This window comes from Streptomyces sp. CA-111067 (assembly GCF_050956065.1).
In the GTDB taxonomy this organism is placed as follows: Bacteria; Actinomycetota; Actinomycetes; order Streptomycetales; family Streptomycetaceae; genus Actinacidiphila.
This window is the reverse complement of record NZ_CP192103.1, coordinates 5532020-5550627: the sequence shown is the minus strand read 5'-3', so window position 1 is coordinate 5550627 and position 18608 is coordinate 5532020. Positions and strand designations below refer to the sequence as shown.

Below are 18608 nucleotides of genomic sequence, written 5' to 3'. Positions count from 1 at the left end.
GCGGGCGTACGTGGCCCGCGCCGACCGACGCCGGCGGCGGCGGTCAAAGTGCGAGCCGAATTACTCGGCACCGCCCTGCTCGTCGGCTTCCTTCTTGGCCCGAAGCGCCTCCGCGGTGCGGACGAACTTCGAGGGCAGCGCCTGGAAGAGCGCGGCAGCCTGGGACTGCTTGGCCTTCATGGCGCCCGCCAGCTTGGCGAGCAGAACCTCACGGGACTCGAGGTCCGCGAGCTTCTTGATCTCATCGGCGGACAGCGCCTTACCGTCAAGGACACCGCCCTTGATGATGAGGTCGGGGTTGTCCTTGGCGAAGTCGCGCAGACCCTTCGCCGCCTGGACCGGGTCACCGGTCACGAAGGCGACAGCCGACGGACCCGCGAACAGGTCGTCGAGCGTGCTGATCCCGGCCTCGTTGGCCGCGATCTTGGTCAGCGTGTTCTTCACCACGGCGTACTGGACGTTCTCACCGAGCGAACGGCGCAGCGTCTTGAGCTGCGCCACGGTGAGACCGCGGTACTCGGTCAGCATCGCGGCGTTCGAGGAGCGGAACTGGTCCGTCAACTCGGCCACCGCGGCAGCCTTGTCGGGCCTCGCCATGAGTCTCGGCCTCCTTCCGGGTGATTGCGGACCGCACGGAATGAAGGGGACTTGGCTTGGCGAAAAACGAACGCCCCGGCGCAGGCGCACGGGGCGTGACTCGACGGCACCGGCGTAAGGCTCCCGGCATCCGGAGTTCATCCACGATCACCTGCGCGGGTCGTCCGCAGCTAGCGGATCCTTCGGCCACCGAACCCGTTTCCGGGCACGGCAACGACCAGCGGTCTTTGGCTTCTCGACGAGAGTACGGGAGGGGTGCCCCGGCTGCCAAATCGCCTCCGGCGCGGGGGCGGCTGGACGCGGCGGGCCCCGCCTCCCGGAGGGGAGACGGGGCCCGGTGGTCCTGCTGCGTGCGTCCTGGATCAGACGGACGCGGGGTCTTCCTCGGTGAGGAGGTTGCGGGTGCGGTTGGGGTCGAGCAGGATGCCGGGGCCCATCGTGGTGGACAGCGCGGCCTTCCTGACGTACCGGCCCTTGGCCGCGGACGGCTTCAGACGCAGGATCTCGTCCAGCGCCGCCGCGTAGTTCTCCACCAGCTTGGTCTCGTCGAAGGAGACCTTGCCGATGATGAAGTGCAGGTTCGAGTGCTTGTCGACGCGGAACTCGATCTTGCCGCCCTTGATGTCCGTGACAGCCTTCGCCACGTCCGGCGTCACGGTGCCGGTCTTCGGGTTCGGCATCAGGCCACGCGGGCCGAGCACGCGGCCGAGGCGGCCGACCTTGCCCATCAGGTCCGGGGTGGCGACGACGGCGTCGAAGTCCAGCCGGCCCTTGGAGACCTCGTCGATCAGTTCGTCGGAGCCGACGATGTCGGCTCCCGCGGCTTCCGCGGCCGCAGCACGGTCACCGGTCGCGAAGACCAGGACCCGGGCGGTCTTGCCGGTGCCGTGCGGAAGGTTCACGGTGCCACGGACCATCTGGTCGGCCTTACGCGGGTCAACGCCCAGCCGGAAGGCGACCTCGACGGTCGAGTCGAACTTGGTGGTCGCGGTCTCCCGGGCGAGACGGACAGCCTCCAGGGGCGCGTACAGGCGCTCCTGGTCGATCTTGCTGTCCGCAGCGCGGAGAGACTTGCTGCGCTTGCTCATGGGTTGCTCCTGGGGTGGTGTTTTCGGAGTCGTGGTCCAGGCCGAGCAGGCCCTCCCACAGAGGGGTGCCACACCCCTCGCTGTTACGGCCGGTCAGCCCTCGACGGTGATGCCCATGGAACGGGCGGTGCCGGCGATGATCTTCTCGGCGGCGTCGAGGTCGTTCGCGTTCAGGTCGGGGAGCTTCGTCGTGGCGATCTCCCGCACCTGGTCGCGGCTGAGCTTGGCGACCTTCTTGACGTGCGGCTCGCCGGAGCCCTTGTCCACGCCCGCGGCCTTCAGGATCAGCTTGGCGGCCGGCGGCGTCTTGGTGATGAAGGTGAAGGAGCGGTCCTCGTAGACCGTGATCTCCACCGGCACCACCATGCCGCGCTGCGACTCGGTCGCAGCGTTGTACGCCTTGCAGAACTCCATGATGTTCACGCCGTGCTGGCCCAGCGCGGGGCCGACCGGCGGCGCCGGGTTTGCCGCACCGGCGTTGATCTGGAGCTTGATCAGCCCCGTGACCTTCTTCTTCTTGGGAGGCATTGCTCTCTCCGGGTCCTGTTGAGAGTGTTCGTGCCTGCGAGCAGGCATACCGCACCAAGATAGCGGGTATCACGCCGCGCCCCGAAATCGCCCAGGTCACCCGCGCCGGGATGGCGCGAAACCGATGACGCATCACGATGGTCCGCACACGCTGAGCGATAATCTGGTGCCGCTACCAAGGGGGACCAGATGGCAGAACGGTGGGAGGCCGACCCGACGGCCTCTTTCGCGCGACGGCTGGGCAAATCGTCGCATGAGCTGGGCCAGACGTCCGGCGACTCCAGCTGCCCGGACATGTGGGAGCTGGACAACGGGGCCATCGCCGTGATCGGCGCGGACCTCACAGGCTCGTACGAGGACCGGCTGCCGGAAGGCGTGAGCGTCGATCCCGGTGAGCGGCTGGTGATCCTCCCCCGGGCGACGATCCTCGCGGCCAAGGCGGACATCCCGGATGCCTAGCCCGCTCGGCGGCGCCACGGGCGAGCCGATGGCGCTGGACGACTACTACGCCGACTTCGAGAAGCACTTCTGGAACAGCGGCGAACCGGGCTTCTGGAAGCTGGAGCGGCAGCAGACCTTCAAGGAGCCCGGCTACGACAGCTGGGAGGCCTTCGCCCGCGGCGAATGGGAGGAGTCCCTGCGCCTGCTGGAAGCGGGCCGCGCGGACCTGGAGGAATACCACCGCAAGGCCGACCGGCACGGCTTCACCACGCGGCGGATCCGGGTGGTCGAGGAGCCCCTGAGCGACTACATGCAGTGGGAACTGCACGCCCTGCGCGTCCGGAACGAAAGCGGCGGCCTCATCCGGGTCCTCAGCGCGGACCACGTCACGCGCTTCGAGGCGGACGGGCCCCTCCCCGAGATCTACACGCTCGGCTCCCAGGTGCTGTATCAGGCCGTCTACGACGAGGACGGTGTCCTGGCATCGGGCCGGAAGTTCACCGACCCCGAGCTGGTGCGGCGCTGCCGCCGCTTCATCGCCGACCTCTACGACGCGGGCGTGCCGCTGGAGGACTGGTTCGACGATCACGTGGCTGCGCTGCCGCCGCCGGGGCGCCAAGCCCAGGCATGACGGAGAGCGCAGATCACGTCAACCGGTTCGAGGGCTCTGCCTCGGCCAAGGGCGTCGTACAGGCCGCCCAGGTCCACGGCGGCGTGCACTTCCACCAGGAGGCGTACTCCGCCACCGGCGTCGTCCCCCGACAACTCCGCGGCGACGTACGCCATTTCGTCAACCGCTCGGTGGAACTGGCCCGTCTGGAAAGACTCGTGTCGGAGCCGGACGACGAGCCGCACGTCGTGCCGCTGGTGGTCATCACGGGATCGGCCGGCGTCGGCAAGACCTCGCTCGCACTGCACTGGGCGCACACCGTACGGCCGCGCTTCCCGGGCGGCGAGCTGTACGCCGACCTGCGCGGCTACGCACCCGGCGCCCCGGCGACCCCGGCGGAGGTGCTGGGCCGCTTCATCGAGGATCTCGGCGTTCCCGCCGAGCGGGTGCCGGCCGACGGCGAGCGCCGGGAGACGCTGTTCCGGTCGCTGCTGGCGGACCGCCGGGTGCTCATCGTCCTGGACAACGCGACGAACAGCACCCAGATCCGCCCGCTGCTCCCCTCCGGCGTGGGATGCCTGGTGGTGGCGACCAGCAGGGACGACCTGTCCGGTCTGGTCGCCCGGCACGGCGCTCTCCGCCTTGAGGTGACGACGTTCCCGACGGCGGACTCCGTCAGGCTGTTACGGGCCGCCACCGCCGAATACCGTGCCGGCGACCGCCGCGCGGACATGGCGGAGCTGGCCCGGCTGTGCGCGGGGCTGCCGCTGGCGCTGCGCATCGCGGCGGAGCGCGCGGCGAGCCGGCCCTCGATGCGGCTGGCAGAACTGGTCGACGGCCTGCGTGCCGAGACCGCACGGTGGAGCGTCCTGACCACCGAGGACGAGGAAGGGTCAGGCGCGATGCGCAGTGTCTTCGAGTGGTCCTACCGGGCGTTGTCCGCCCCCGCTGCCCGGCTGTTCCGGCTGCTCGGCCTGCACCCGGGAAATCAGTTCGGCGTGCCGGCGGTGGCCGCACTGGCCGGGGCGGAGCCGCCTCAGACGCGCTCCCTGCTGGAGTCGCTGGTGCGCGCCCACCTGCTGGAGCGGCGCCCGGCGGAGCGCTATGGGTTCCACGACCTGCTGCGGGACTTCGCGGCCGAGCAGGTCGGCCGGGAGGAGTCGGAGCAGGAGCGGACGGAGATCCTCGAACGCTGCCTCGCCTGGTATCTGCACACGGCCGCATCGGCGCAGCGTTCCATCGCGCCGTTCGACAGCTACCTCCTTGATGAGCGCGTCCCGGTACCGGCTGACACCCTCTCCTTCTCCGGATACGAGTCCGCGTTCCGCTGGTACCGGACGGAGAGCGCCAATCTGGTCACCGCCATCCGATCGGCCGCTGACGACGGTTTCCCGCACGTAGCGTGGCGTCTTGCCGTGGTGCTGCGGGCGGTCTACATGCACCACAACGCGTTTGAAGACTGGCTGACGACCGCCCGGATCGCCGTCGACGCGGCCGCCCGCACCGGAGAGCAGGCCGGACAGGCAGAGTCCCTGGAGAACCTGGGCAAGGCGGCTTTTCAGACGCTGCGGCTGGATGAGGCGGAGCAGGACCACCGGGCCGTGCTCGACATCCGCCGGCGCACGGGCGACCGTCGTGGTGCGGCCCGGTCGGTCAACGCCCTCGGCCTGATCGGCTTGCGCCGCCGCCAACTGGACGAGGCCGCCGCCCACTTCGCGGCCGGCGCGGAGATCTTCGGCGAACTCGGTGACCGCCGCTGGACGGCGCTGATGCGGTGCAACCGCGCGGAGGCACTGTGCGAGATGGGCCGTTACGAGGAGGCGGCGCAGATCATCGAGGACGCGGTGACTGACTTCCGTGATCTCGGCGACAACTCCGGCCTGGGAAACGGGCTCTACCTGCTGTGCCGGACCCAACGGGAGGTGGGAAGGCTCGAAGCCGCCGGCCGGACGATCGACGCGGCCCTGGCGATAGCCCGGACCGAGGACAACCAGGTGTGGCGTGGCCACTGGCTGGCGGAGTCGGCCAGGGTCGAACGGGCTCGCGACAACGCGGAAGGGGCCCTCAGCCTCTTCAAGGAGTCGGCAGCCGTGCAGCGGCGGCTCGGCGACGCCGGCAGGGAGGCCGTCGCGCTGGACGGTGCGGGCGAGGCGTGCCAGGTGCTCGGCCGTTTCGAGGAGGCGGCGAAGCTGCACCGCCGGGCTGTTGCCGTCTACCGCGGAGTCGATGCCCGGTGGCAACTGGCGGGAGCCCTGGAGAACCTGGCGGGCGCGCTCGGCCGGCTCGGTGAGCAGGAGTCCGGGCGCGCCGCGTTGGAGGAGTCGTTGCGGCTGTTCGGTTCGTTTCAGGATCCCCAGGCGGTCGCGGGCGCCCAGCGGGTGGCCCGTCAACTGGCTCGTAACGACTAGCCGTTCGCCGGTGCGGGCTCCGACTCGGCAATCCACACAGGGCCGTCGGCGCAGTCGAGGCGGAGGCCGTCGGCAGGGGCAAGGCTGGTGCGCAGCACCTTCAGCCGGCGGCCCGCGACCGTGGCAACCGGGCCGCGGCCCGGGCCGATGAACCGGAAGGTCCGCACCTGGTCGTGCACCTGGCGCGCCGTCCAGGCCGGGTCGACCGCGGAGAACTCCGGCTCCAGCAGCCCCGCGTAGCTCGCGCCCTCGTCCGCCTGCGGTTCACCGGCGGCCGGGTCCCGTACGCGGTCGAGCGCGGTCGCGAGCAGTCGGCGCAGCACCGGCGACAGCCCGCTCCACAACACCTCTGGCGTCACGTCCTCCGGGATCGGGATCCCGTCCTCCTGGGCAAGCACCGGACGCGCGTCGAACTCCTCGTTCATGCGGTGCACGGTCAGTCCGAGGTGCGGGTCGCCGTTGCGGATGGCCCACAACACCGGGGCAGGGCCACGGTACTTGGGAAGCACCGAGCTGTGGACGTTCAGCACGCCGTGGCGCGGGATGTCCAGCACGGAGCGCGGCAGCCGCCACGAGAAGCCGTAGCAGACGACGAGGTCGAGCTCGTACCCGCGCAGTGCCGCGCCCAGCCCTTCCGAACTGCCCGGCAGCAGCAGGTCCGTCCCGGCGGGCAGCGCGGCGGCGATCCGCCCCATCGCGCCGACCGCGCCCTCGTCCGTGGGGGTTCTGGGGCGCATCGAGCGCGAGTAGCCGTAGACGGCGACATCGTGGCCGGCGGCCTCGCAGGTCTCGCGGAGCGTGGCGAACTCGGCTGCGCCGAAGGAGAGTAAGCCGATTCGCATGGGTTTCACCATGCGGCGAAGCATAGGGGGGTGGGCGGGGGTGGATCGTGGGGGCTGCGGGGGCGTCGCCGCCCCGGGGGGCGGCGCTGTTCGGTTTCACGGCTGGGCGCCGTGCCTGCCGTTTTTTCCCACCCCGCCCACCCGTGCAGGTGCGTCCTTAAGGTGCGGGTCTTCTGGTGGGTGGGGTCGGGGCCGGCCCGGGGCACCTCCTCGGGCTGTTCACGGCACCCGGGGTGAATTGCGGATCCCGTGTTGTTCGCAGCCCTGCGGGGGCACCCCGGACCGTCCCCTCCCGGGTCCGTCGGCGGCTTGAGGCCGCAGGGGGGTATCTGGTGGGGGTACGCGTCCGTGGGCATGCGGAGGCCCTCTCCCCCTGTCTTTCGGGGGGCGGGCCGCACCTGCGAAGGGGCAATCCGGTCAGCCCCGGAGGCCGTCCTCGCGGACCGCCGCCACGAACGCGGCGAACGACTCCGCCGGGACCAGCAACGCCGGCCCCGCCTTGTCCTTCGAGTCCCGGATGGCGACGCTGCCGGTGGACTGCGTGAGGTCGGCCACCTCGACGCATGCCGTGGCGTTCTCCTGGCTGTGGGTCGACTTGAACCAGGTGTCCTCGGGGGCGACCTCGGCCGCCAAGTGGTAGATCATGTCGATCAGATCTCTCCCGCTAGTCGGTGCAGAAAGGCAGGGGTGTCGCTGGGTGCGAGAGCCCCTGCGCGCAGGGCGTCAAACTTACGGCTGAACGCCCAGATCGTGGTGTCCTTGTCGCTGACGTTGGAGCCTTCGGGGAGGTCCGACTGCACGACGGTCGGCAGCGGGGCCTCGAAGTCCAGCAGGGTGAAGTTGGCGCTGGAGCGATACGTGGCAGTGGACAGAGGCAGGATCTGTACGGTCACGTTGTCGAGTTGCACCAGCCGGATGATCTCCTCGTACTGCTCACGCATGACGTCTGGACTGCCGATGACACGCCGCAGCACGGCTTCGTCCAGGACTGCCCACAGCTCCATCCCTTTGCCCTTGCGGACGAGTTGGTCCTTGCGTTCCATTCGAAGCTGAATGTTGCGCTCAACGAACTCGGTGTTCGTCTCGTCCACCGGCTTGGCCGCCTCGAACATCTTTCGCGCATACCGCTCCGTCTGGATCAAGCCGAGGACAACGTTCGGTTGCCATGCGCGGATCGATCGCGCGCCGCTCTCCAGCCCGACGTACATCGCCATGCCGGACGGCATGTTGCTGCGGTACTGGGACCACCAGCCCCTGTTGAGGGAATCGCGCTGGATCTCGACGAGGAAGTCGATGTCCTCCTCGTCCGTGACGCCATAGCGCTCCAGCAGCATGCGCAGGTCAGCGGCCGACTTGAGGGCGGTCAGGCCGTTCTCCACGCGGTAGAGCTTGGAGATGGAGAACGTCAACCCATCGACCGCCTCGGCCAGGGTGAACGGGGCCTTCTCGCGTAACCGGCGTAGCTCACCGCCGAGTTGCATGCGCCGGACCGTCGGCCCGGTGGGTGCTGCCATGAGTGTGCCTCCAGGAGGGTCGAGTCTACGAGCCTCCGGCGCGAGTGCCGAGGGCTTTTGGGACAGTCCTGACTCTGCGTCAGAAAGCCTACGTGGTCACATATGCCAACACAGGTGAAACTGCCAGATTCGATTGCACGTTGAGAATCGTTCGCCCCAAGCTGGTTGCTGTAGCTGCTCGGTCACGAGCAGTAGGGGCGTCGGCCTGCCGCGCAGAGAGCTGTTGACGTTGCTGAGACGTCAGGGGCCCGGGGCCCGTCGCGACCCCACGCCCGCACGGAGGCAGCAGTGATGAAGACGACAGCGACGGTGGCGAGTTCGACCGGACACCCCGCGTACTCCCAGACCATGCCGTGTACGGCGCCGAGTGCGGGCGGGGCGCGGCGGCTGGTGGCGGCGGCGCTGGTGCTGTGGCGGCTGGAGGAACTCACCGACGCCGCCGTGCTGGTGGTGTCGGAACTCGTCGGCAACGCCGTACGGCACACCCGCAGCCACCAGGTACTCGTCGCCGTCTCCCGGCCGGCCGCCGGCCTCGTACGGATCGAGGTCACCGACCGCTCCCGGGAACTGCCCGTCCTCCAGGCAGCCGGCGCCGACGCCGTACGCGGGCGCGGACTGCTGACCGTCGACGCCGTCGCCACGCGATGGGGCAGCGAGCCGCTGCCGTCCGGCAAACGCGTCTGGTGCGAACTCGCCCTCCCCGACACCGAGTCGTAGCCGCAACCGCACGACCCCGGACCACGACAGACCGCACGAGGAGTCATACCGTCATGCCCGAAACACCCACCACCACCCGCCAACCCCGGGTGTACACCTGGTCACCGCAGACCTGGGGACCCCACCACATCCCCGTGCCCTTCGCCGCCTCCTGGAGCGGCGAACACCCCGACAACGACCAGCTCCACGTCCGCACCGACCACAAAGGCGTCCCCGGCCTCGCCTTCCGCGACGAACGCCCCGAAGACCGCGACCGGCACGGGGTGTTGTGGGCCCGGATGAGCTGGGCACCCGGCACCGGGAAGCCGCAGTTCGCGCAGATGCACCCGTTACGGCAACGCGACGCGATGCTCCTCAAGCTCTGCCAGGTCTGCGGAAAACCCGCCGACCGCACCCGGGAGGGCTGGCTGTTCCTGGAGGCGCGCGGCCCCCACACCGCCGGGCTGCCCGACCCGGGCGACCCCTATCAGGGCTTCACGCCCAAACCCCCGGTCTGCTCCGGATGCGCGATCCTCGCCGCCCGCATGTGCCCCCACCTCGGCGACCCCATCGCCTTCCGCAGCCGCAAACCCCTCATCGCCGGCGTATTCGGCGGCCTCTACCTCCCCAACCGCAACGGCCGCGTCCTCGCCCTCCCCAAGGACGACCACCTCTACTACGGCCGCACCAACGCCACCCGCTGGTTCCTCGCCAGCCAACTCATCACCGAACTCACCAAATGCACCCCCGCCACCCTCTGACCGACGCGGCGCAAACGAGGGCCCGCACGGAAAGTGCGGGCCCCATGAAATCCAGTAGGCACGGAGCGCGCCCCCGGGCTCAGTTGAACAGGTAGCAGCCATCCCAGAATACGGAGGTTCCGAAGGTGGTCGAGGCGTTCTCGTTGTAGGTGTTGTGCAGCCGGTTCGCGGACGCGTTCTCGGCAATGGCGTCGCACGGCCCCTTCCAATTGCTGTTGTAGTAGATGACCCCGCGATACCCGGTCTCACCTCCGCGCATCCAGTAGTGCGCGGAGGCCGCGTTGTTCTTCACACCCTGGCCCTTGCCGGCACCCGAACTCATGAACTTGTCGTTGGCGAAGTCTTCGTCGCTTCCGAAGAAGGAGGTATGGGAGCCTTGCAGGTTGCTGTTGTAGTAGAGCGTCGTGCACACGTCCCAGATACTCAGGTCACACGTGGCGTAGGGGCCTTTGCCGTCATCGGCCGACGCGGTTCCGGCCGTGGCCAGCCCGGTGGCGCAGAGTATCGCGGCGCCCGCCGCGACCACCGTCATCCGCTTGATCGTCTTCACTTCTCTTTGTGTCCTTTCTTCATGATGACCGGGCGCGCACGGGTCGGCGCGCCCTTTGTCCCAGGGGGAATGGGGGGGATCAGCCCTTGGCGAGGATCGCCCTGGCCCTCGCGACCTGCTGCTGATGCCGGGCCAGGACGGGGGCGAGGACGGCGGTCTTCGGGGCGATCAGCGCGCGCTGTATGCGTGTCTCGGCGTCGAACCACACCCGGGACAGGTTCGTCTTCCGCTTGCAGGCGACATCGGCCACGGCGGCCTTCTTCTCCTTCGCGGAGGCGGTCTTCCCGGTGAACTCGTCGCCGGCGTGCAGCGGGTCGGGATAGGAGAAACGCTTGGCCTTCATGCACCCGGACCAGGCAGTGAAGGCCCGCCGCACGGCCGGGTCCTGCTGGGACTTCTCGAAGCTCTGCGCGGAGATGTCAGAGGCGACGGCCGAACCCGGCAGCGGGGTCGTCATGCCCTGGTCCATCGTGCGCTGCGCCCCGCCCTGACAACCGTCGGGCGGTACCGCGCGCCCCTTGAAGCGGACCGTGGCACCGGCGGTTCGGCCCATCAGATCGGGCCCGATCAGCGCCAGCCGCTCGTCAGCCGACAGCTTGGGGAGGGACGGCTTCGGGTTGGGCGGCAGGTGGTACCCGTTGGCCGCCGGGTCAGTGGCGGCGGTCAGCCCATAACGCCGGTCCTGTACGGCACCGGGAACCACCGGGCTGGCCTTTTCTCCCGTCCAGGCAAAGCCGAACCGCGCCATACAGTGCCCGATAAGGACGTTCACGGCCTCATCAAGGAGCAGCGAGTCGTCGGCCGCAAGGCTGTATTTGGCAATGGGCAGGAACAACGAGGGCTGATTCGTCGGACTCGCCGGCGGAACCGACGCGGTGGCGGCAGTGGCCGCCGACGGCAGCACCTGCGTCGCGGCGGACCTCCCGGCCCCGGCGCACCCGGCAACGGCTCCCATCAGCAGCACGACCGTCATCGCACTGAGCACGCTTCGGCCGGAACTCCCTAACGCATTCCAGGAAAACCCGCGCATGGCAGACCCCGCACCCTCGTTCGCCAGGACATCCCGACAATGCGTTGACCGCAGAATAAAAACGCACGCCGTCGAATCGATCGACAGTGAATCAGGCGCGCTTGAAAGTGTCAATATGCGAACATCGGTGTGCGTTATAGGAACGCCGATAACACCGAATAAATACGAACACGAGGGTGCGCAATAAACCCTCAGGAAATGCGGCCTGAAGCCGCCGTCCGGACCGGCACTGCCCCCCGGTGGGCGACAGCGGCATGCTGGGCTTCGGCCGGGCGCTGGGCCGCAGGGTGCTGCACGTCCTGGACCTGGCGCCCTGCTACGTCGGAATGCTCTGGCCCGCCTGGGGCGCCTTGGCCGCGCCGGCCGCCTTCACGGCCGCGATCAGGCCGGCCATGCCCTGGTCGAAGCGGTCCTGGTATTTCTTGACCTGCTCGGCACCCAGACGCTCCGGACCGAACGTGTGCGCGAAATCGATGAGGTTGAGCTTCGCCGACGCTGCCGAGCTGCCTTCCGCGGGCTCCTCATCCACCGCGATGAGCACGCTTGCCGCGATGAAGGCGAGTCCTGAGCTCTTCGCGGCCGCCCTGACGTGCTCCAGCTTCTCCACGAGGACGGCGCTGAGGCTGCTCTCCTCCGCGAAGTCGTCCACGATCTTCCCGGACTGCTGCCCGATCTGGCGGCGGCTCTTCCCCTTGAGGCCCGTGCCGCCGACCGCCCGGTAGCCGCGGCTCGCGGAGCCGGTCACGAAGTCGGCGACTTTCAGCTTCATCTTTTTCTTCCAGGCGTCCACCTTCGACATGCTTTCGAGCAGTTCATGCCTGCTCGCGGTGCTTTCACCCACTTTGATGTCCAGAAGCTTCGGCTTTGCCATGCCGTGCGTCAGGTTCTCTATGTAGATGTGGGTCGAGTCGTCGCCCGCTTTACCGTCCATCTGCTGGACCTGATCAGCGGTGTACGAGGTGGGAGCCACGCCTTCCAACGCGGGGTGTTTGCCCGCGCGCATGTCGCCGTAGAAATTCCGCTCGACTTCGTTCGTGGGCTTGCCGATGACCCTGCCCTCGGCACGCATTTCCATCCCGCCGTGCCCGCCGGTGCCCTCTTCCGCCACCCGTTGGACCGTCCGACCGGGCGCACCCGCGCGCGCGACGCGCTGGATCATCTGCGGGCCCGCAGACCCGCCACGCCACCCGCCCGCGGCAAGCTGCGCGACGGCGGCGTTTCCCGCGGCCGCCTGCATCGCCTGCATCGCCCCAGGGACGGAGCCGACCTCCACCGGCGGACGCACCGGCGGGGTGGCCACAGGCGCCGGGGCCCGTCGGGTGGGAGCCTCGTGTCCCACATCGCGCCGATCTCCGTGCGAGTTCAACACTGCCCCCTCCAGGGGACCTTCCCGACACACGTTCAGTCGACGGGTGCTGGGAGAGTCGTCGATGAACGGCAACCGTATCAACAGCTAAGGCAACAAGATGAGTTGGCGACCTCCGGCCGCCAACAAACCCCAGCCACCCACCGATCACCCCCCGCGGCCTCGAAGCCGCCGACGGACCCGGGAGGGGACGGGCCGGGGTGCCCCCGCAGGATTTCCGACAGACCGGTCTGCACCCGACGACGAAGCCCGCACGGAGGGAATCCGAGGAGGTGCCACGGACCGGCACCGACCCCACCCACCAGAAGACCCGCACCCAAGGACGCACCCGCACGGGCGGGGCGGTGGGAAAAAACGGCAGGCACGGCGCCCAGCCGGGGCAACGAACCGCACCACCCACCGGCCCGGTCAGAACAGGCGCCCGGACCGGTCCTCGACCGTCCACCCATCACCCAGCTCAGCGCGCAGCGCCGCCAACGCGTCCGCCGACTGCCGTCGGAACAGGGCCTGTTCAGCCCCCGACCACGGTGACGGCCCCGGCGGGTACTCCTCGTTCAACGACCCCTGATACCAAGCGGCCAGCCGCCCAAGCTCCTCGCGCAGCCCCGCCGAGATCGGCAACCGCTCCAGATCACACGGGTACCCGTACGGACTGTCGACCTCGGGCGCCCCCGAACTCCCCGGCCACAGCGGCGTGTCGACGCCGTACTCGAAGAAGTACCGCAACCGGTAAGGCCCGTTCACCCAGCACCCGCCCCCGGGCCGGCGCCCGCACCCGCCCCCGGCCCGGCGCCCGGACCCGCCGCGGGGTCCGCCCCCGCCCGGGCGGCGACCCGGAAGACCGGCCACCCGACCTCCGTCCGCCACAGCGCCGTATCCGGCGTCTCCCGCCGCCCCACCACGTAATACTCCCGCATCGGCCCGTCCACCCCCAGCGCGTGCCGCGCAACAAAAGCTCCGAGGACGCCGTACGCCCGATCCGTCTCCGTCGTCGGTCCGGCGTGCGTGATGACCGCCAGCTCGGCGGGCGGTACCACCAGCGGGACGACCCGGCCGATCTGGCGGACGTCTCCGGCGCAGGGGACGAAGACCGTCGACTGCCCACGGTGGTGGGTGAACAGGTCGTCGGCGAAGATCCCGCCGGCCGGCCCGGCCGGGGCCAGATCCTGGGCCTCCAGGGTGGCCAGCAGTTCGGCGACCGCGCCCCGCAGCCACGGGCCGGCCTCCGCCGCGTCCACGACCTCGGTGATCGCGGCGGCGGGCACGGCCGGGACGCTGCGCAGCTCGATGCCGGCGGCGGCGTCGGGCGGCCCGGCCGCCTCGGGCGCCAGGAGGTCGCGCAGCGAGGCGACGGCCCGCTGCTTCGCTTCGAGCGAGGCTTCAAGGCGGCTGAGGTGCGTGGCGACCCGCTCACCGCGGGTCCGCACGTCAGGCGCGGCCAGAACCGCTGCGATCTCGTCGAGCGGCATGTCGAGCTCGCGGAACCGGCGGACGACCTGCGCGATGGGGATCTGGTCGGCGGTGTAGCGGCGGTAGCCGGTGTGCGGGTCGACGTCGGCGGGTTCGAGCAGGCCGATCTGGTGGTAGTGGCGCAGCATCTTGACGGACATGTGGGTGGCCCGGGAGAAGTCGCCGATGGACAGCTGTGCGTTCACAGGGCCCATTCTGCGGTCTCCCACGGGGGGAGAGTCTGCTCCCCTGATCCGCCTTGACCCTTCCGCCGTGGCAGTGCCGAACGTCGTCCCATCGGCCACACCGGCCGACGGACCCGGCCACACCGGCCGAACGAGAAGGAGCGGGCACCATGACGTGGATGGCAAGCGGCGCGGCACACCCCACCGACCTCGCCTCGCTGGTCGACGGCTACACGGCCGTGTGGAGCGAGGCCGACTCCGAGGCGCGGCGGAAGGCCGTCGGACGGCTCTGGAGGGCGGACGGGGTCGAGTTCGTCGAAGGGGTGCAGTTCCGCGGGCACGAGGAGCTCACGGCGAGGATCGGCCGGTCCTACGACCAGTTCGTGGCGACCGGGGAGTACGCGATCAGGACGGCGGGCGACGCGGCCGGGCACGGAGACGTGGTGACGTTCACCGTCCAGCTGATCGCGCTCGGCGGCGACGCGGCGGGCGAACCGGCCTGGTCGGCACGGGTGTTCCTGCTCCTCGACGAGGACGGCATCATCCGGGAGGACTACCACGTGACGGTGCAGCCGCTGGCGTCCTGACCACCGGGGGCCCCGCCTGGGGCCCCCGGCCGGCGGCCCAACCCCCGCCTCACTGGACCTCGTTGCGCCAGCCCCGGAACGCCACCATCGGCGACCGCTCGTCGAGGTACTGCCACGGCATCTCCGTCACCCGGTCCCCCAGCACCCGGAACATCGCCCGCGCCGCGATCTGGTCGCCGGCCAGGGAGAAGGCCATCGCGAACGCGTTGAACGCGATGGCCCAGTCCCGGGTCCTGACGAACTCCGGGTGGAACACGGACCGTTCGGCGGCCTCGTGCAGCGAGCCGAGCACCCGACCGCTCTGCAGATAGCTCGACTCCGGGTCGGCGCCCCGGTCCACCCACTCCTCCAGGTGTGCCAGGGCGACGAGTTGGCCGAGCGCGCTGCCCTCGGGCGCCGCGAAGGCCGCCTGCTGCGCGAACGCGTGCATCTGCTCCTGGGAGCCGCCCCACCGGGAGGTCAGCTGCTGCAACCGCTCCCGGTGCGCGGCGACATGGCCGGGCGCGCGCCGGCAGGTCTCCGTGAAGCGGCGCTCGGCGACCTCCTGGCCGAGGTCCAGGCCGCGCGCGGAGATCTGCCGGAAGTACCAGGGCGCCGCCCACCCGGGCTCGCGCTCGGCCACGGCGGCGAGTTGCTGCTCCGCCACCGTCAGCCGGTCGCGGAAGAGCTTGGCCTGCGACTCGGCCACGTCCCGGGTCTCCAGCCAGGCGCGTGAGTGCCACGCCCAGCCGATGTGCCGGACGCCGGAGACCAGCAGCGGCAGCGGGTCGCCGGGCGCGGCGGCGATCACGTCCCCGATCCAGCGCTCCACACCCGAGACGGTCTGCAACCCGCCGGCCAGGAACGTCAGTTCCTCCCCGCCGGCCGGCGAACCGTCCGCATCAGCCGCTGCATCAGCCGCCGCCCCGGCCAACTGCTCCCGGATCACCGCCCACCCGTCCGCGCCCTCAAGGCCCGCCGCCCGGATCGCCGCCAGCCTCGGGTCACCGTAGGAGTAGTCGACCCCGGGGGTCTGCCTGCGCCGCCAGAGGAACCGCTCGCCCTCCGCCCGCCGAACGCTCAGATAGCGGCTCCACGACATACGACGACTCTCCGACCTTCCGACACCCCGGGCTCGCCCGGCGCCCGGGCACCCCCTGCTTACCATGTGGCGTATGAAGTTCGGGATCGCCACTTTCATCACCGACCAGAGCACCCGGCCCGCGCCCCTCGGACGGGCCCTGGAAGAACGGGGGTTCGACTCGCTGCTGATCGCCGAGCACAGCCATATCCCGGCCGAGCGCAGCACCCCCTATCCCGGTGGCGGTGAGCTGCCCGACATCTACTACCGCACGCTGGACCCGTTCGTCGCGCTGGCGGCCGTCGCCGCCGCCACGCAGCGGCTGCTGGTGGGCACCGGTGTCGCGCTCGTCGCGCAGCGCGACCCGATCCACACCGCCAAGGAGGTCGCCTCGCTCGACCTGATCTCCGATGGCCGCTTCCTGTTCGGTGTCGGCTCCGGCTGGAACCGCGAGGAGATGGCCGACCACGGCACCGACCCGACGACCCGGGGCCGGCTGGTCAACGAGCGGCTGCGCGCGATGATCGAGCTGTGGACGAAGGAACAGGCCGAGTTCCACGGCGAGTTCGTGGACTTCGGCCCGTCCTTCGCGTGGCCCAAGCCGGTACGGAAGCCCTACCCGCCGATCTACGTGGGCGGCGGCCGTGGCGCGTTCCAGCGCGTCGCCGAACTGGGTGACGCCTGGCTGGCCAACAGCCTGCCGCCCGAGGTGCTCGCCCCGCAGATCGACGAGATGCGCGCGGTGGCGGGCCGGGACGTCCCGGTGACGGTCTACGCGGTGTCCGGCCGCCCCGAGGTGATCGAGGAGTACGCCAAGCTCGACGTGGAGCGCGTGCTCTTCTACCTGCCGTCCGACCCGGAACCGGCCACCCTGACCCGCCTCGACCGCCTCGCCGGCGTCATGGCCCGCTTCAGCTGACGCCGGAGCCGTAGCCGTACCCCGTCAGCCGCCCAGCGGCAGAACCTCCGCCAGCCGGCGCCACTGCGGCAGCGGGATGATGTGCTGCGGGTCGTCGGTGACGGCCTGGACGGCGACGTGGTCGGCGCCGGCCGACAGGAAGTCCGTCACCCGCGCGGCGATCGTGTCCGCGTCGCCGAGGGCGAACACCGCGTCGAGCAAACGGTCGCTGCCGCCGTCGGCGAGGTCGTCCTCGGTGAAGCCGAGCCGGAGCAGACTGCCCGCGTAGTTGGGGAGCTTGAGGTAGTAGGCGAGGTAATTGCGGGCGGTGGTACGGGCCTTGTCGAGGTCGGTGTCCAGGACGACCTTCAACTCGGGCGCCAGCAAGGCGCCTTCGCCGAGGATCTCGCGGGCCTGCGCGGTGTGCTCCGGGGTCACCAGGTAGGGGTGCGCGCCGGCCGCGCGGTCCCGGGACAGCGCCAGCATCTTCGGGCCGAGGGCGGCGAGCACCCTGCCGTCGGCCGGAACCGGATCGGGCGCGGAGTCCAGCGCGTCCAGGAAGTCGACCATCGCCGAGTACGGCCGCGAGTAGTCCTTCGCCAGGCTGCCGTGGCTCACGCCGAGCCCGAGCAGGAAGCGCCCGGGGTGCCGACGTTCCAGCTCGGCCCGCTGCGCGGCCACGTCCGCGGCCTCGTGCTCCCAGATGCTGAGGATCCCGGTGGCCACGGTGATCCGCGGGGTCGCCGCGACCAGCCGGTCCGCCAGCTCGACGCCCGCGCTGCTGCCGAGCCACACCGCGCCGTACCCGAGCGCGTCCAACTCGGCGGCCGCGTCGTCCAGTTCGGCGCGGTAGGAGCCCTCCTTCAGCGCGGTGCTCCAGATCCCGCTCCAGATTCCGATCCTGCCCACCCGGTCAGCCTGCCGCGCCATCGCCGTCTCTCCTGTTCACGTTCGCCGGTCGTACGGTCGGTACCGTCCGTACTCTCGCTACGCACAACGCAAGAGGAGCCCCCACCGATACCGGCGGAGGCTCCTCGGAAGTGCGAGTGACGCGGGTCAGGTGAGTGACGCGGGTCAGTGACGCGTGACGCGTCAGTTCTTCTGGATCTGGTCGAAGCTCAGCTCGACCGGGGTCTCCCGGCCGAAGATCTCAACCAGGCCCTTGACCTTCTTCGAGTCCGGGTTGATCTCGTTGATCGTGGCCTGGAGGGTGGCGAAGGGGCCGTCGGTGACGGTGACCGAGTCGCCGACCTCGAAGTCCAGCACCTGGACCTCGACCTTGCGGGGCTGGGCCGTGCCCTCGGCGATCGCGGCGGCCTCGGCCGCGGCCTCCACCTCGGGGGCGAGCATCTTGACGATCTCGTCGAGCGTCAGCGGATACGGGTCGTACGCGTTGCCGACGAAGCCGGTGACCCCGGGGGTGTTGCGGACGACGCCCCAGGACTCGTTCGTCAGGTCCATCCGCACCAGGACGTAGCCGGGGAGCTTGTTCTGCCGGATGGTCTTGCGGTCGCCGTTCTTGATCTGAACGACTTCCTCCTGCGGGACCTCGGCCTGGTAGATGTACTCCTCGACGTTCAGCGAGACGGCACGCTGTTCGAGGTTGGACTTCACCCGGTTCTCGTAGCCGGCGTAGGTGTGGATGACGTACCACTCGCCGGGCAGCGTGCGCAGTTCCTCGCGGAACGCGGCGACCGCGTCGACCGGCTCGGGGACGTCCTCAGCGGCTTCGTCACCAGCGGTTTCGTCCGCAGCTTCCGCGTCGCCCTCTTCAGCGCCCTCCGCGTCGGCTTCCTCGGCGGCCTCGACCTCGGCGGCTTCCTCAGCGGCGTCGACCTCGGCGGCTTCGTCAGCGGCAGCCTCGTCCTCGACGGCCTCGACCTCAGCGGCTTCGTCCTCGGCAGTCTCGACGTCGGCCGCTTCAGCTTCAGCGGCGACGGATTCGACCTCGACGGACTCGTCGGCGTCGGCGGAGTACACGTTCGGGTCAGACACGGT

Annotated in this window: 21 protein-coding genes; 7 read left to right on the top strand and 14 right to left on the bottom strand. The window is 70.1% G+C overall.

From position 1 onward, the window contains the following. Positions 1-60 precede the first annotated feature (60 nt). The 3 genes from rplJ to rplK all read right to left on the bottom strand — a co-directional run bounded on the left by rplJ (position 61) and on the right by rplK (position 2213). Positions 61-597 carry a 50S ribosomal protein L10 gene (rplJ, locus tag ACQPW6_RS24420; RefSeq protein WP_433891816.1) on the bottom strand — a complete coding sequence of 179 codons (537 nt, stop codon included), beginning with the start codon at positions 595-597 and terminating at the stop codon, positions 61-63. Between the two features lie 362 nt (positions 598-959). Beyond that, on the bottom strand, positions 960-1685 hold the full coding sequence (rplA, locus tag ACQPW6_RS24415) for a 50S ribosomal protein L1 (RefSeq protein ID WP_433891815.1): 726 nt from the start codon (positions 1683-1685) through the stop codon (positions 960-962). Positions 1686-1778: 93 nt separating this feature from the next. After that, positions 1779-2213: a 50S ribosomal protein L11 gene (gene rplK / locus ACQPW6_RS24410; RefSeq protein ID WP_433891814.1), complete on the bottom strand. Its 435-nt coding sequence runs from the start codon at positions 2211-2213 to the stop codon at positions 1779-1781. 189 nt (positions 2214-2402) lie between these two features. Between rplK and ACQPW6_RS24405 the strand changes: the two genes are divergently transcribed. From ACQPW6_RS24405 to ACQPW6_RS24395, 3 genes are read left to right on the top strand one after another with little or no spacing between them, the layout of a single operon-like run. After that, the gene (locus tag ACQPW6_RS24405; protein WP_433891813.1) at positions 2403-2672 is read left to right on the top strand and encodes a hypothetical protein; all 270 of its coding nucleotides are present in this window, start codon (positions 2403-2405) and stop codon (positions 2670-2672) included. Further along, a complete protein-coding gene (locus ACQPW6_RS24400) occupies positions 2665-3285 on the top strand; it encodes a DUF6879 family protein (RefSeq protein WP_433891812.1) in 621 nt (206 codons plus the stop codon). Before ACQPW6_RS24405 ends, ACQPW6_RS24400 begins: the two co-directional genes overlap by 8 nt. Then, on the top strand, positions 3282-5672 hold the full coding sequence (locus ACQPW6_RS24395; protein WP_433891811.1) for an ATP-binding protein: 2391 nt from the start codon (positions 3282-3284) through the stop codon (positions 5670-5672). Before ACQPW6_RS24400 ends, ACQPW6_RS24395 begins: the two co-directional genes overlap by 4 nt. Here ACQPW6_RS24395 and ACQPW6_RS24390 read toward each other — a convergent pair. The 3 genes from ACQPW6_RS24390 to ACQPW6_RS24380 form a co-directional block, all read right to left on the bottom strand. Then, positions 5669-6514 (bottom strand): methionyl-tRNA formyltransferase, encoded by an 846-nt coding sequence (locus tag ACQPW6_RS24390; protein WP_433891810.1) that lies wholly within the window; start codon positions 6512-6514, stop codon positions 5669-5671. The two genes, ACQPW6_RS24395 and ACQPW6_RS24390, sit on opposite strands and share 4 nt — an antisense overlap. A gap of 417 nt (positions 6515-6931) precedes the next feature. Next, the gene (locus tag ACQPW6_RS24385; protein ID WP_433891809.1) at positions 6932-7159 is read right to left on the bottom strand and encodes a DUF397 domain-containing protein; all 228 of its coding nucleotides are present in this window, start codon (positions 7157-7159) and stop codon (positions 6932-6934) included. Positions 7160-7164: 5 nt separating this feature from the next. Further along, on the bottom strand, positions 7165-8028 hold the full coding sequence (locus tag ACQPW6_RS24380; protein ID WP_433891808.1) for a helix-turn-helix domain-containing protein: 864 nt from the start codon (positions 8026-8028) through the stop codon (positions 7165-7167). 291 nt (positions 8029-8319) lie between these two features. On the opposite strand from ACQPW6_RS24380, the gene ACQPW6_RS24375 reads away from it, so the two are divergent. Together ACQPW6_RS24375 and ACQPW6_RS24370 are read left to right on the top strand one after the other, a co-directional pair. Next, entirely contained in the window at positions 8320-8745 is a 426-nt protein-coding gene (locus ACQPW6_RS24375) for an ATP-binding protein (RefSeq protein ID WP_433891807.1), read from the top strand. Between the two features lie 53 nt (positions 8746-8798). Continuing rightward, positions 8799-9485 (top strand): hypothetical protein, encoded by a 687-nt coding sequence (locus tag ACQPW6_RS24370; protein ID WP_433891806.1) that lies wholly within the window; start codon positions 8799-8801, stop codon positions 9483-9485. 79 nt (positions 9486-9564) lie between these two features. Here ACQPW6_RS24370 and ACQPW6_RS24365 read toward each other — a convergent pair whose 3' ends face one another. The 5 genes from ACQPW6_RS24365 to ACQPW6_RS24345 form a co-directional block, all read right to left on the bottom strand. After that, complete coding sequence (locus ACQPW6_RS24365) at positions 9565-10035, bottom strand: peptidase inhibitor family I36 protein (RefSeq protein ID WP_433891805.1); 471 nt, start codon at positions 10033-10035, stop codon at positions 9565-9567. A gap of 79 nt (positions 10036-10114) precedes the next feature. Next, positions 10115-11179 carry a hypothetical protein gene (locus ACQPW6_RS24360; RefSeq protein ID WP_433891804.1) on the bottom strand — a complete coding sequence of 355 codons (1065 nt, stop codon included), beginning with the start codon at positions 11177-11179 and terminating at the stop codon, positions 10115-10117. Positions 11180-11381: 202 nt separating this feature from the next. After that, a complete protein-coding gene (locus ACQPW6_RS24355; RefSeq protein WP_433891803.1) occupies positions 11382-12311 on the bottom strand; it encodes an inositol polyphosphate kinase family protein in 930 nt (309 codons plus the stop codon). Between the two features lie 528 nt (positions 12312-12839). Next, on the bottom strand, positions 12840-13175 hold the full coding sequence (locus ACQPW6_RS24350; RefSeq protein WP_433891802.1) for a hypothetical protein: 336 nt from the start codon (positions 13173-13175) through the stop codon (positions 12840-12842). Then, positions 13172-14086: a MerR family transcriptional regulator gene (locus ACQPW6_RS24345; RefSeq protein WP_433891801.1), complete on the bottom strand. Its 915-nt coding sequence runs from the start codon at positions 14084-14086 to the stop codon at positions 13172-13174. The genes ACQPW6_RS24350 and ACQPW6_RS24345 overlap by 4 nt, the downstream gene beginning before the upstream one ends. A 149-nt stretch (positions 14087-14235) precedes the next feature. Here ACQPW6_RS24345 and ACQPW6_RS24340 point away from each other — a divergent pair, with 149 nt between their 5' ends. Beyond that, entirely contained in the window at positions 14236-14652 is a 417-nt protein-coding gene (locus ACQPW6_RS24340) for a hypothetical protein (protein ID WP_433891800.1), read from the top strand. A gap of 49 nt (positions 14653-14701) precedes the next feature. On the opposite strand, the gene ACQPW6_RS24335 is transcribed toward ACQPW6_RS24340, so the two are convergent. Next, the gene (locus tag ACQPW6_RS24335; RefSeq protein WP_433891799.1) at positions 14702-15733 is read right to left on the bottom strand and encodes a hypothetical protein; all 1032 of its coding nucleotides are present in this window, start codon (positions 15731-15733) and stop codon (positions 14702-14704) included. A 73-nt stretch (positions 15734-15806) separates the two neighbouring features. Between ACQPW6_RS24335 and ACQPW6_RS24330 the strand changes: the two genes are divergently transcribed. Further along, the gene (locus ACQPW6_RS24330; protein WP_433891798.1) at positions 15807-16631 is read left to right on the top strand and encodes an LLM class F420-dependent oxidoreductase; all 825 of its coding nucleotides are present in this window, start codon (positions 15807-15809) and stop codon (positions 16629-16631) included. 24 nt (positions 16632-16655) lie between these two features. On the opposite strand, the gene ACQPW6_RS24325 is transcribed toward ACQPW6_RS24330, so the two are convergent. Further along, positions 16656-17540 carry an LLM class F420-dependent oxidoreductase gene (locus tag ACQPW6_RS24325; RefSeq protein ID WP_433891797.1) on the bottom strand — a complete coding sequence of 295 codons (885 nt, stop codon included), beginning with the start codon at positions 17538-17540 and terminating at the stop codon, positions 16656-16658. 162 nt (positions 17541-17702) lie between these two features. Next, complete coding sequence (nusG, locus tag ACQPW6_RS24320) at positions 17703-18605, bottom strand: transcription termination/antitermination protein NusG (RefSeq protein WP_433891796.1); 903 nt, start codon at positions 18603-18605, stop codon at positions 17703-17705. Positions 18606-18608 lie beyond the last annotated feature (3 nt).